10 protein-coding genes are annotated in these 13,215 nt (G+C 43.9%); 2 read left to right on the top strand and 8 right to left on the bottom strand.

Annotation, left to right across the window (positions count from 1 at the left end; genetic code table 11):
- Positions 1-380: 380 nt before the first annotated feature.
- The 8 genes from JOE49_RS17755 to JOE49_RS17720 form a co-directional block, all read right to left on the bottom strand.
- Positions 381-1,091 (bottom strand): SAM-dependent methyltransferase, encoded by a 711-nt coding sequence (locus JOE49_RS17755; protein ID WP_245248397.1) that lies wholly within the window; start codon positions 1,089-1,091, stop codon positions 381-383.
- Positions 1,088-1,615 (bottom strand): GNAT family N-acetyltransferase, encoded by a 528-nt coding sequence (locus tag JOE49_RS17750; RefSeq protein WP_028541297.1) that lies wholly within the window; start codon positions 1,613-1,615, stop codon positions 1,088-1,090. The genes JOE49_RS17755 and JOE49_RS17750 overlap by 4 nt, the downstream gene beginning before the upstream one ends.
- Positions 1,616-2,142: 527 nt before the next feature.
- The gene (locus tag JOE49_RS17745; RefSeq protein ID WP_209942209.1) at positions 2,143-2,445 is read right to left on the bottom strand and encodes a putative quinol monooxygenase; all 303 of its coding nucleotides are present in this window, start codon (positions 2,443-2,445) and stop codon (positions 2,143-2,145) included.
- A gap of 93 nt (positions 2,446-2,538) precedes the next feature.
- Entirely contained in the window at positions 2,539-3,333 is a 795-nt protein-coding gene (locus tag JOE49_RS17740; RefSeq protein WP_209942207.1) for an SDR family NAD(P)-dependent oxidoreductase, read from the bottom strand.
- 158 nt (positions 3,334-3,491) lie between these two features.
- Entirely contained in the window at positions 3,492-4,520 is a 1,029-nt protein-coding gene (locus JOE49_RS17735; RefSeq protein WP_209942205.1) for a helix-turn-helix transcriptional regulator, read from the bottom strand.
- Positions 4,521-4,785: 265 nt separating this feature from the next.
- On the bottom strand, positions 4,786-7,626 hold the full coding sequence (locus JOE49_RS17730) for an alpha-amylase family glycosyl hydrolase (protein WP_209942194.1): 2,841 nt from the start codon (positions 7,624-7,626) through the stop codon (positions 4,786-4,788).
- Positions 7,627-8,055: 429 nt separating this feature from the next.
- Positions 8,056-9,120, bottom strand: coding sequence for a Gfo/Idh/MocA family protein (locus JOE49_RS17725; RefSeq protein WP_023988587.1), 1,065 nt, complete (start codon positions 9,118-9,120; stop codon positions 8,056-8,058).
- Between the two features lie 117 nt (positions 9,121-9,237).
- On the bottom strand, positions 9,238-10,146 hold the full coding sequence (locus JOE49_RS17720; protein ID WP_209942186.1) for an AraC family transcriptional regulator: 909 nt from the start codon (positions 10,144-10,146) through the stop codon (positions 9,238-9,240).
- A gap of 491 nt (positions 10,147-10,637) precedes the next feature.
- Between JOE49_RS17720 and JOE49_RS17715 the strand changes: the two genes are divergently transcribed.
- Positions 10,638-11,846 (top strand): MFS transporter, encoded by a 1,209-nt coding sequence (locus tag JOE49_RS17715; RefSeq protein WP_028541303.1) that lies wholly within the window; start codon positions 10,638-10,640, stop codon positions 11,844-11,846.
- A 113-nt stretch (positions 11,847-11,959) separates the two neighbouring features.
- Positions 11,960-13,201, top strand: coding sequence for an aspartate aminotransferase family protein (locus JOE49_RS17710; protein ID WP_023988584.1), 1,242 nt, complete (start codon positions 11,960-11,962; stop codon positions 13,199-13,201).
- Positions 13,202-13,215: the final 14 nt, after the last annotated feature.

Genomic DNA, 13,215 nt, shown 5'->3' with positions numbered 1-13,215 from the left:
CAATTTTATATCGGCATTTCAAAAGAAAATGATGATATTAGAGAGAAAAAAAGTACTGTTAAACAGTATTTTGGAATATCGACAATCAGTATTTGAAAAATGCTATGGATACAAGTTCTAAAGCCTCTCCATATTCGGGTAGCCCGTCGGGAATTGAGAAAGCTTGTGGAGGCCTTCATGGGCCAATTTCTCCTGTATTACTCTTCCGACCTAAGCCTGTAAGTTCGACCCTGGCATCGATTAACCACTTCATGTAATCTGCCCACTAGTTAAAAAAACAGCCGAGCGCTCGGCTGTTTTTGGTAGAGTTGAACTATCGTTCTCAGTTACTTTAGCGAATTTCAGCCCATAGGACTGGGAACTTTTGTCCCCGGATATCGCTATTTCTTAGTAGCAATAAGCGAGATTAGATTCATATACTTCCCGTCATCTGCATTCAGCAATGCATTATTAGCACGTGCATAATCGTTGTTACACTGAAGCCATTCATACCAAGCTTTCGAGAAGCATCTCATTTCTCTTACCGATTCAACGTAAACATTTGGCGACTGTTCCCATAATTTCCGCCACCAATCGCATGTATGCCACTGATTATCAACCTCACTAAGTGACAAGAACGGCTGCAGTTCCACGGGTATAACCCCATCAAACTCCATCTTTACCCCTGGCATTGCTATAGCCAATTTACCTCCTTCTTTAACTAGCGGCGCAAGATGGTCATCTAAGTACTGCTCATTCGCTCCAAAATATTGATACGCATCTACGCTTATAACTGCATCAAAGTATTGTTCCGCAAAAGGCAAGTGGCAGGCATCTGCATGGATGGGGATAATTTGGCTTTCCAAACCAAACTCTCTGAATCTTCTAAAGTTTTCAGTTGCACTAATCCATAAATCGACAGCAAACACGGTTATGCCAAACTTTTGCGCCAGATAGATAGAAGTAAGTCCAGTCCCACAGCCCAAATCCAGCACTCGCATTCCTTTCTGCAAAGGCAAATTTTTCGATAGCTCCTCGAGCATGATAATCGAACTAGGCCCCATTAAATTTGCTCTTATGAAATCTACGTCATCTAGATCTCGACGGATCATTTCTGCTGACCCCCTCCTACTTTCTTCATTTGATATTTCCAATAAAGCAATTCTTCATCTTTGTGATCAATTTGAAATCCTAACTTCAATAACAAATTCTTAGAGCTGATATTGTCAGGTACGCATCTTGCCGTTACGATTTGGACCTCTTCATGATTTAAGGACCACTCTATTAATTTTTGAGCGGCTTCATAGCAATAGCCTTTGCGGCGATGGCTTTCATTCGTTGCAAAACCGATCTCAATCATACCGTTCTGATCAGGATCTCCTAAAAAACCAATCCCTCCAACAATTTCTTGGGTATCCTTCTCCACAATGATCCAAGAGTCAAAACCTCTAGTGCCATTATTTTTTATCAAAAGTTCTCGAAAATAAGGTAAAGCTTCAAAGAAATCAGGACCCGGCCATTCATCACTGGTTTTATAACCCAAAGCTTCAATAGCACCTATATCACGTCGGGCTGCTGCTTCGATTAAATTAAGATCAAGTGTTTTTAATATGAGCCGATTCGTTTGAAGTTTCATGTATTGTCCACCTTTCTATTTACTTAGATTGAATCTTTCATTCAAGAAGTCTGGATGTATTTGACCAAATTGGAGTAATTCCCTTCTATCCCCCTTTGCTAAAAATTAGAAAAGGGCAGGAATGAACATACGTCATTCCTACCCTCATATCACCTGCTATTTGAGCCATAAAAAAAATCCGCGCTGAACCAGCACGGATTGGACTCATTATAACAGGTATCCCTAAGGATCTGGTAATATCCGTTGTTCTTAACTAATTCCGAAGCTTTCAAATCCCACCCGTAATACAAAAATTGGGCAGACGAATAGTAGGTGCATGAAAACCTCTTTTTATGGAATTGGATTAGTAAAGAACAGCTCCAGACAAAAAAATCTCTCCTTAGTGAATTACCCTTATTATACCAGGGCCAATTTTATCTGCCAACCTTTCACATGTTACAAAAGCGTTTCATTAGGACTATCCTGCTGGTTAGCTTAAAAGCAACCGAGTGATCGGCTGCTGTGGTAGCAGCAATTGCATCATGACCCTACAGGCCTTTTCCCCCTAGAGCACGCAGTTTAATGGGCTCCGCTCCGATAATTAACGGTCGGCCGCGTTGTATCGACGCCAGTACCTCTTCGTTCTTAAGACTGGCTGCATGGGCATCTGCATCTTTCCACAGTTCGGTCACATACACCGCATTCGGGTCGTCGTCTGACACATTGACTATATACAAATAGCAGTCATTATTCGACTTCATCAGATCGGCCGCTTCTAGCAAGATGTCTGCAAGAGCGTCCCTTTGCCCTGGACGTGCCGTCAACTTTCCATACATAGCAAAATGGTTCATGATCCTCATCCTACCCTCGAGTGATGTTTGACTTCATCTTATCATAATGTTCCGCAATGTCAGCGCTAATTTCAGCAAGCTTCTCCACAAGCGCTAAAAAATAGTCGGTACCATTCCTCCATCCATACGGATTGGAGAACCTTTAAATGCAGATGCATAAGGACTACATACAAATGTAGCTAGTCTACCTATTTCAATAGGCTTGATAAATCGCTGTATTTCAGATTGAGGCAGGTTGGTAACCATAAAATCTTTCTCTTTTTCTGAAAAAGTCATATCTTCATGAGGATACATACTCTCAATGATTTGGTGCACATTCTCAGAGAGTGTTGGTCCTGGCATGATCGTATTGACTGTAACTTCTGTTCCTATTGTTAATTTAGATAAGCTTTTTGACAATGATAACAACATAGATTTTGTCATACAATACTGCGGCATTTGTCCTGAAGGCATAATTGCTTCTTCACTCGCAATAAAAATAATGCGGCCATAATCATTTTTCAACATTTTAGGTAAATAAAATTTTGATAATCCATTTGCAGCAAGAACGTTAGTGCGGAAGTATTTTTCCCATACTTCATCGTCTATGTCCTCATATTGCATAATTTCATAAACACCCGTATTGTTAACTAAAATATCAATATTTGGGTATTTTTGGAATAAAGCATCTCTTTGTCCAATATCCACAATATCGGCTGTGGCATTTTGAGGAGAGGTAGCTGGGAAATCTGACTTAATTTCATTTACAGTTCGTTCTACCTCTTCATAATTTCGTCCATTAATTAGTACATTAACACCTTCTTTGGCTAGTTCAATGGCAATTGCTTTACCTATACCTTTCGTTGATCCTGTAACTAAAGCTGTTTTATGGTTTAATCCCATATCCATAATACACTTCTCCTTTTTAAAACAGTCTTGTGCTCCGGATAGTGATTATATTGTCTTGTCTGGATTGTCCAGTAACTAGTATAATGCGCCAAAGTTCTTGTTTAACACGCCAAATAACAAAACTCATTAGGAATTGTATCAATGAATAGTCGGCAGTCCTAGCGTGCTCCTGATATCGAGTTTGTACCTTGATGTTCAGTCCGCCAATTTGAAGGTGTATCACCCTCCCATAGGCGGAAGGCGCGGTAAAACGAGTTCTGGTCTTCATATCCAATCAAGAATGCCACCTCTTTAATATCAAGCGAGGGGTCTGCCAAGTACTTTCGTGCCTGCTCATGTCTAGCTTGTGTCAACAGAAGCTTGAAGCTCGTGTTTTCGTCAGTAAGCCGGCGCTGCAAGGTACGATCGCTCATACCGAGCTCCTTCGCCACAGCCTGAATGTCAGGGCGCCCTCCTGTAAGGCTACGTTTCATGATCCATTTGACCATCTCGGTAATTGAGCGGTGGCGCTGCTGTTCATCCAACGACCGGTCCAAAACAGGAGTCAGGATCTCCAGCAGCTCTTCGTTGTACGAGACAAAGGGGCGGCCCAGATCTCTTCGATGTAGCGTCAATCGGTTACGTTTTGCACCAATCCGGACACGACAGCCGAAGTAAGCTTCAAGCGCCTGTACATCACCCATGGAGTGGGAAAATTCAACAAGCTGCGCGGTCAAAGGTTGACCTGTGCCCCGGCGTCCAATCTCCAGAAGACAAGCCAGCGTGATACCAACCAGCATCGGCGGACCAGATTGCTCGGGAGACAGCCATTCCAGATCAATTGTGCAGTGCTCGCCCTCCTCAGTGATATGTAGGCTTTCCGGGGGACACAGTTGTTTGTACCGAGCCATTCGGTTTAGAGCGTCGCGGTAGTCCCGAGCGTGGTAAGTCGCTAAGACGGTCGGTGGGTACTTCGCTGTATCAAAGACGGTCGCAAGCTTGATGATTCCTTGGGCAGTGTCACCAATGAGATCAGAATATGCCTGCCAGATCGCGAAATATTGGGCGGTGGTGACTACTGGTTCAGTAACAATGGTTATCGGCAATCGTGCTTTGCGAGCGACGTCGTGAGCGCCAAATCCTAATTGACATAATCCTGCCCACAATCCTGGCGGGATATTAATACGGTCAGAGGTATGAGACTTCATACATATGGGCCTCCTTTATATACTTATATATTCATTAGTTTTGGTTGCAATGGGGTCCCTCTTAAGTACACATAAGAATACTCTTAAGTACGTTAAGGTGTCTACATTAACGTACTAAGCTGCGGCAAATGTTACATCTTCTTGGTATCTGTGCTACTTTAACACCAAAAAAACACACCCATATGTTTATGAGTGTGTTTTTAAAACCTCAAACCACCGACACTCCTAGGAATGTCATTCCCTCCATGCTTCTTATATTTAAAAATTAAGGCTTCAAGAAAGGCCCGTTTTCACCGATCTTACCAGGAGCAGGATTACCCGGGAGATCAAGTACATATACCCTTAAGTTTCCTTTGCCCGAAACTGCCAGATTGAGCGTCCCATTCGTGACCTCTTTGACGTCTCCGGTAATAGCATCTTTATAAGTGCCGTTAGGAATATTCCGAAAAACAGCTGATTCACTAACAGTAACTAAAGCATAACTGTCTATGCCTTTTGATGAATCCGTATAACGTCGCTTGTACGCCATTTGTCCGCTTACATCTTTTGTAGAATACTGTCCTTTTTGCAAGGCAGGAATACTTCTTCGAATTTGATTCAGTCGCTGAATGTGCTTTACAAGTGGGTGCTGCAGGGTTTGAGCAACCGAACCTGAAGCAGAAGCTACCTGTCCGAAATCGGAGGCTACTACTGTACCTTCAATATGATCTCCATAGTAAGCACGTCCTGTGGTTGCTAATGGACATGTTGGACCACAGTCGATTGGCTTTCCTGCCTGAAATTCGATTTCTGAGCCGTAATACAATGTTGGAATTCCACGGAAAGTCCACATTAAACTCATATTCTCAGCCCATGCAGCCGTGCCCCCCGTATACCGGGTCGATGATTTGTTAGGTCCATAATCATGGCTATCTACATACACTACGTTATAGGTCGCATCGTTATAACTGTCATCCGAATCCTTGCCATTCCAAAATGCGTTATTTGCATCACTAAAATTCATATGCATCCTCATATCAATTACATTCATCCCGGAGGATTGCGAATGGTCCGGTTCATGATACAAATTCCCTTTGAGGAATGCATTATCGGATAAAGGCTGATTGGCTGTACCAAGATTATTTTCGTGTTGATATTGTTCCAACGCTGCTACTTCATCATTGGTGCTATACTCTTTGCGTTCCTTCCAGGTGAAGAATTGAGCCGAATGATTCACAGAACCTCGGTTCCATTTATCGTTAACGAAAGCACCCACTTCACCGAACATATAGAAATTACGTCCTTTTTCACCAAACTTCTCAATCGCCCGCTCCTGCGCTGCAGGAAGAAAATGACGGTTCCAGGTAACGCGTGGAATGTGCACAGCGGTGTCTATCCTAAACCCGTCTACACCCATATCTATAAATCGATTGTACGCTTCAATTAAATAATCTTGGATAGGCTTCGACTCTGTATTAAAGTCAGCCAGATCCTCATGCAGCCAACAACTCCGTGAATCTTCCCCTTCCCAATTGCCGATCCAGCAACTGTGATAGTACTGTGAAGGAAACATGCCAGAGGTGGGGTTGGGCCATTGGCAATTGTAGGTTTTTGAGTTCATTGGGATTCCCCAATTCCGGCAGGTGTTGCCCTCCGGTTCCTTCGTTGACCATAGGTCACCGTTATACGGCTTGCCTGCGTCATTCTGCTGAAGGCCATCGTACTCGATTCCTTCTTGAGGTTCGTCATAGTACCAGGTCCACTGATTATCTCGAATACCGAATACTTTTGGCGTGAATAGACCTTTTGCACCCCAGCGGCTAGAGTGATTGTACACAACATCCTGTATAATTTTAATATCTTTGTCGTGTGCAGCATTAATCAAATCCTGGTATGTTGCACCTGGTGACTCTAACCTGGGATCCACTCGAAAAAAATCGTAACCATGATAGCCGTGAAAGTCATAGTCAGATCGATTCAATACAACTGGTGTAATCCAAATCGCTGAGAAGCCAAGAGCCTTGATATAATCCAGTTTATTGATTAACCCTTGAAAATCGCCCCTAAACATTGGATCACTGTTGGCTGCATTGCCGCTTGAAACATGATTCGCACCACCTCGGTTGTTCGAAGGGTCCCCATCATAGAATCTGGCAGTCATCACAAAGTAAATTGAATCTTCACGCATATCTGTTCCGATCGGACTTCCCTTTGAAGCAGGAGGTGATGAAGTTCCTGTTGTTGCACTCACCTCAATACTACTTTCCGATTTGTTGGCTGGTTCTGCTTTATCGTATGCCTTAACTGTATACGTATATGTCGTTTTCCCCTCCAATAATGAATCTTGGAAGGTAGTACGGGTCGTCGTATAGACCTTTTTGCCTTTAGTTCCTCCTGTGCGAGTGATCTCATACCCGCCGATTCCACTTCCACCAACATTATCAACAGAAGGATCCCATTCTAATTGGATTCGTAGTCCATCGGCATTGGCTATCAATAATTGAGGTATAGAAGGTGCTTCTAAATCAATAACCGGAGGGTTACACGGATTCTTAGCTCCGGTTGTTGTGACGATACCGTCTTTGACGGTACTTAAACCAGCAGCTAAATGATAATCAGCGCCTTTATTATTATCCCAGACAGAGCCGTTGTTAAATGCTGCTTTCATCGATGTTTTGGAGCCAAGATCAATAGTTTTTTTGGCCCAATCCAAGCAAGCGTTTTCATTCATGCTGATACCCGGCGGGGATGTCCAGGATGAACCATCGGGAGCATAGTGGATATTTACATCGCTCCAGCCACGGCTTTTCTTAAAATAGTAAACTATCGCTTGGTTGTCTGGAAGGGCTGTCAAATCAAGGTTCTTCGGCAGATTGGCATATGTTGCATCGGAGATATTCTGCTTGATGAGAGAACCGTTGCGATAGAGATCGTAATCTGATACTCTACTACCATTGGAGATGTCTTCGGAGGCTTTCCATGAAAGTTTTACTGATGTACTTGTAACGTTTTTAGGCGATTCATCAGCATTGATCGGCGTAACAACACTTACTGATGCTAATACAAGTATCCCCGTGATCATGAGTAAAAATAAGCGTTTCCAAGATCTTCGTTTATAACTCCTCATTCTCTACGTCCCTTCATCTATATTCTTCTGGTCGCACAGTACAATAAACGATCTCTCCCTTCCTCTTTCTCATACAAATGATTATTCTAGCACTTTCATGGATTATTTTATGTTTTTATGGAAGAATTTAGAGTGGAATATGTTGATTTATAAGGAGGAAATAGCGGATTTTATGTAAAACATCTTTTTCTTTTTCGTGTAAATTAAACCTATTCAAAATCTCAGCAACTTAAAAATGATCAAGCAATAGAATTCGGTTGTGGAGCGATACCCGCTTGTGTTTTATGGTGGGCAAAATTATTTTGCTCACCATTTCAAAGGTTTCTGATTACTTAAATGCATCCCAAAATTTCATTAAATAAATCTGTTTGGTTCTCTCCAGGCTCCTATATATCTCTCTTATGACGGATCGAAAATAAAGCAGCAGATCTAAATAGTTCTTCGAATCACGCTTTTGGTTGCCCCCGCCTCAAAAATCGTCTCAATCAGCACCAATACACGGTGTACTTCTTCGCTTTTGATTGCAATCTCCGCTTTTCCTTCGATGGTGGAGACAAAATTTTCATAAAAGCTTTCTGCAGCAGCAGGTATTTTCTCAATCGGGAACTTAAGGGTGGATTCCTCAGACGGCGGCGCCATCGTTTTCGTCAATCCTTGACCTGCTTGAATCGGCTTGGGTTCCACGTGAGCGACATCTGGATTTCGGGTGACGATCTCTCCGCTCAAATCCCAATCCCTAATCACTGCGGTTCCTTCGGTTCCTTTAATATACCAGCGCGGCAGCTTTACGTAATTGGTTGTACCCACTTCAATGACTGCTTTCAGGCCGTCCTTGAACTCAATAAAGCTGGTAAAGCCGTCATCCACTTCAGTCCCCAAAATATAGCTTAGGGTAGCAGCTACGCTTTCTATTTTGCTGTCCGTAATCTGAAGCAGCTGGTCCAATAGATGTACTCCCCAATCCAGCAGCATTCCTCCTCCATACGCCTTTAGTTGCCGCCAGTCACCTGGAATCCCATTAGCCCCCTGAACTCGCGATTCCAGCTGGAAAAGCTCGCCTACGGTCTTATTGCCAATTATATCTTTGATAATTCGGAAGTCTTCATCCCATCGACGGTTTTGATGTACCGTAAACACACGATTTTCTTTCTTCGCCACCTCAACAATATCCAAGAAATCCGCGCTCGTTATCGTAACTGGTTTTTCGCAAATGACATGTTTTCCAGCTTGTAGCGCCTGGATCGCGATTTCCTTATGAACATCATTAGGTGTTGCTATCAAAACAATATCCACGGCCTGATCGGCCAGAACGGCATCCAGGCTAGCGTAGGTTTTATAGCCAGCAGCCGCAGCCAGTTCCATTCGGTAATCAACAATATCATATACACCGCCAACGGCAAGTTGCTGATTAGATTCGATCAATTGAACATGGTAGCTTCCCATGCCTCCATAACCGATAATGACTACATTGTATATACGATTGCCCATTTTCATCTTCCTCCACTTCTGATTTAAGCCTACCGCATATCAAGCGGTTGCTCATAGATCCATAAATTTCAATGTCCTCGTAACTCTCCCTTCACTTCGTCGGATAGCTCTATCATACAAATCTCATGAAAAGCTTTCCTCCTCATTTCTTGCTGTATTATTCCCGAATATTGTCCTGCGGTATTTCAATGGTGATGTTCCTGTCGCTTCCTTAAAGAGATGATGAAACGTCTTTACACTACTGAATCCTGCTGCCTCTGCGACCTCAGTGATCGGATTGTTTTCATTCAACAAAATCCATTTTGCCTTATTCAGTCTGTAATCATTCAAAAATGCTACAAAGGTCATCCCCGTATTCTTCTTAAACAGTCTGGCGAAATAATAGGGACTGAAACCCATATAATCAGCGACATTCTTCAGCGAGATGGTTTCATGATAATGGCATTCCACATACTCAAAAATACGTTCCAGTTTATAAAGGGTGTCCTTTGATTGTGTTAAGGTTCTTTCAGAGATTTCAGGAAGCCTTGGCGTCATGCTTCTCGGCACTTCACGCATAATAAGAGTCAACATCTCAAACAGCTTGGCTTTGATCATATAAGCATGACCTTCGTGGTGGTTGACGTTCTCATCATAAATGCTTTGAATCAGAGGAAGCATTTTAGCTGCTGTTTCTTCTGGCCAGTTCCAGCTTGATTGCTCCATCTCCGTAAATATATATCTAAGAGGGCGTTTCTGATCACTTAATGTGGAAACCTCTTGAAAAAAGCTCAGATCAAATTGAATAACCACCCGTTCGCTATCGGGAGAAGCCAAAAAATAATGAACATCACCCCCATTTATAAACTGAACTTCACCTTGTTTCATCCGTATCGAAATATCGTTAATTCCCAGATCCAAGGTTCCCTGAGTCACATATATAATTTCAATTTCTTTATGCCAATGAGGATAGCAAAGCACGTCGCCTTTATTAATAAAGCTCCGGAAAGGAAAATGTCGGTCAAGCTCCGGGATTTCCAAATAAAAATTCATTTTGGTAGACTCCTTTTGTTGTAAAGTTCAAAAAAGCCGTACACATGACTATTGATAATTATGCTGCACTGCATTCCTTCTTCTCCTCTTCATTTTTCTCCTTCTCAACTTTTGAATAAAATTCCCTCTTCCTTTTGAATTGTAAGCGTTTAACATTCTTTTTCCTACCCTATCAATCATAGTTGTATTAAGTAAAACCACTGTTAGGTATCCTTACTAACCTAATTTTGCAAACACAAAGTTATGCCTCAATTATGAGCGGTTTGGCGCCCGAAAACAATTTGGGCTGATCTTATTTCTCCCTTCCGCTTGCAGTTTCTTCAGATAACCAAGTTTCGCCTTAACTAGATTAAGCAAATACGTGTAAAATTGTCGTACGATTATTTTTACATTTTTTATATAAATAGATATATACATTTCCAATAAAAAGGTATAATCTAGTAAAGCAACAGAATCCATATAAAAAATATAGACTTATGGAGGGACGGACCTTGAAGAGACTATTCGCTTTAAGTTGTGCTTTCTATCTGCTAATCGGCATTACTAGTGTGGTGCTTGGAGCATTACTGCCGGTTCTACTGCCTTACTATGGACGGGGGTACAGCGATGGCGGATTATTGTTGTTCCTTCAGTTTTTCGGATTTCTTGTCGGCGTTCTGTTCTCCCCCTTCATGGCTCTACACATCGGTCGCAAGTCTATGCTGTCCATTGCTCTGGTTAGTATCGTGGCAGGGTATGCCTTCTTGGGTGTACTCCCCTCATGGACCTGGGTTATCGTGATGACCATCTGGGTTGGCTTCGGCTCAGGCATCATTGAGTCGTCCATCGGAGCGTTCACGATTGAGTTCACCGAAGAGCAGAAAGCCGTAGCCATGTCCAAGCTGGATGTCTATTTTGCACTTGGTGCACTGCTCATTCCCGCAGTGGTAAGCCTGTATATCTGGCTTGGAATGTGGTATCTGACCTTCTACACCATCTCCCTTCTGACGTTTATTCTGGGACTGTTCTGGATTACCATGCCTGCTTCCTCCTCTTCCCACCTTATCCAAGCAGATCTCCAAACCTCTGAGCGATCGGTCGAACAAGCCCGGTACTCGGTACAGCACCGTGTGTTACTGGGAATATTCATTGTATTCTTCTTTGTTTACATGGGGCTTGAACTGGGGCTCATGAACTTCCTGCCCTCTATTCTGATCGAGACCCTGCAGATTCGGGAATCCGTAGCCTCGTTGGGTGTTAGCATACTCTGGATTGCGATGATCATCGGCCGCATGTTCTCAGGGAAGATTGCTGAGTCAGCAGGATATATTCCTTTCCTACTGTGGAGCGGAATCGGAACTTTCTGCTTTCTGGTTGCAATGGCGTTTGTATCCAGTCAGTGGGCTACATACCTTCTGATTTTTGGTGCAGGGTTATTCATGTCCGGTCTCTTCTGTATTGCCCTCGTCTATGCGAACCTGCTGATTCCGGGAATGACCGAGAGAACGACCAGCATTCTGATTGCGTCAGGCGGAATTGGCGGAGCAGTTCTTCAATATGTAACAGGCTGGAGCATGAGCGAATGGTCGGTGACGACTACCCTTTGGATTTTGGCGGCTTTCAGCCTAATTTTACTGCTGGCAGTCATTCTCTCGCATCTGTGGAATGGCAGGAGCAGACGGGTAGTTGACTCCCTTGTCCATCAGGGCAAGGAAGGATGAGATTCTTTATTCTTGGGGGAGGTGAGGCCCACCGCGTTATGTTGTAACAGGGCAGTACACTTTTTAAGGATGTACTTAATGAAAATGTATATTCTGATATGGAGGGAAACATCGTGCATACCTTAACCAAAGAACGCTTCAGATACGGAAAAGGCATTACTCTGATTGACGATTCCGGTAAGGAATATTTGGATGGCGTGTCTGGCACCTTCAATCTATCGCTCGGTTATAATCACCCTCATGTCGTCACCAAAGTACAGGAACAAGTCGCCAATCTTGCCCACATGTCCTCATCCTTTACCGAGCCTTACGTCGAGGAAGTCCTGGATCATCTGATCCAGTATACGCCGAACGGCATCGACGCGGGATGGATGAGAGATATTACCGGCTCCACGGCGAACGAATGCGCTGTGAAGCTAGCCCAGAAATATACCGGAGCGCTCGATATAATCAGCCTGTATCTATCCCATCATGGGCAGACCCAGTTCGCAACAGGCATATCCGGCAACGCCTTCCGGCGGAGGAAATTTCCCAACTCGGCTGCAGCAAATTCCCTGCATGTACCTGCTCCCTACTGCTATCGCTGCCCGTTTAATTCTTCGCCTGACAAGTGTGGTTATCAATGCGTCGAAGCCATATCGGATGCCATTGAGTATGCAAGCTCAGGCTCTGTGGCCTGCATGATTATTGAACCCATCTTGGGCAACGGAGGCAATATCATCCCACCTGCAGGATATTTTAAGCGGCTCCGTCAGCTGTGCAACGAGTATGGGCTGATCCTGATCGCTGATGAGGTGCAGACCGGGATTGGGCGGACAGGCTACATGTTCGCAAGTGAGTTGTTGGATATCCAGCCAGATATCATTACTCTCGCCAAGGGTCTCGGCGGCATTGGTGTACCGGTAGCAGCGGTATTAATGCAGTCTCGGCTTAATGTCCTGGAGAAGCACGAGCACTCCTTCACCTCAGGCAGCAATCTAATCTCGGTTACGGCAGCCAAAGCCACGCTGGAGGTTGTATCTGAGCCCGGTTTTCTGGAAGCCGTTCGGTCCAAAGGAAGCCTGCTCGGAACCCTGCTGACGGAGATGGCCGACAAGCACGATTGCATCATCGGTGAGGCTCGCGGCGTCGGATTGATGTGGGGACTGGAAATTGTCGACGAGGATAATGCCCCAGATGCAGTTAAGAGCAATGCGATTATCGACCGCGCTTTTGCCGAACAGCAGCTAATTCTCAGAGGCTCCCGTTACGGTTATGGCAATGTGGTCAAAGTGAGACCTTCCCTCACGGCTACGGAAGATGAGATTGTCGAAATTGTTAAGCGGCTTGACACTGTTCTGACCACCCTACACTAACCATCTGCCTAACA

This window comes from Paenibacillus sp. PvR133 (genome assembly GCF_017833155.1).
In the GTDB taxonomy this organism is placed as follows: Bacteria; Bacillota; Bacilli; order Paenibacillales; family Paenibacillaceae; genus Paenibacillus; species Paenibacillus polymyxa_B.
This window is presented reverse-complemented; position numbering and strand designations above follow the sequence as displayed.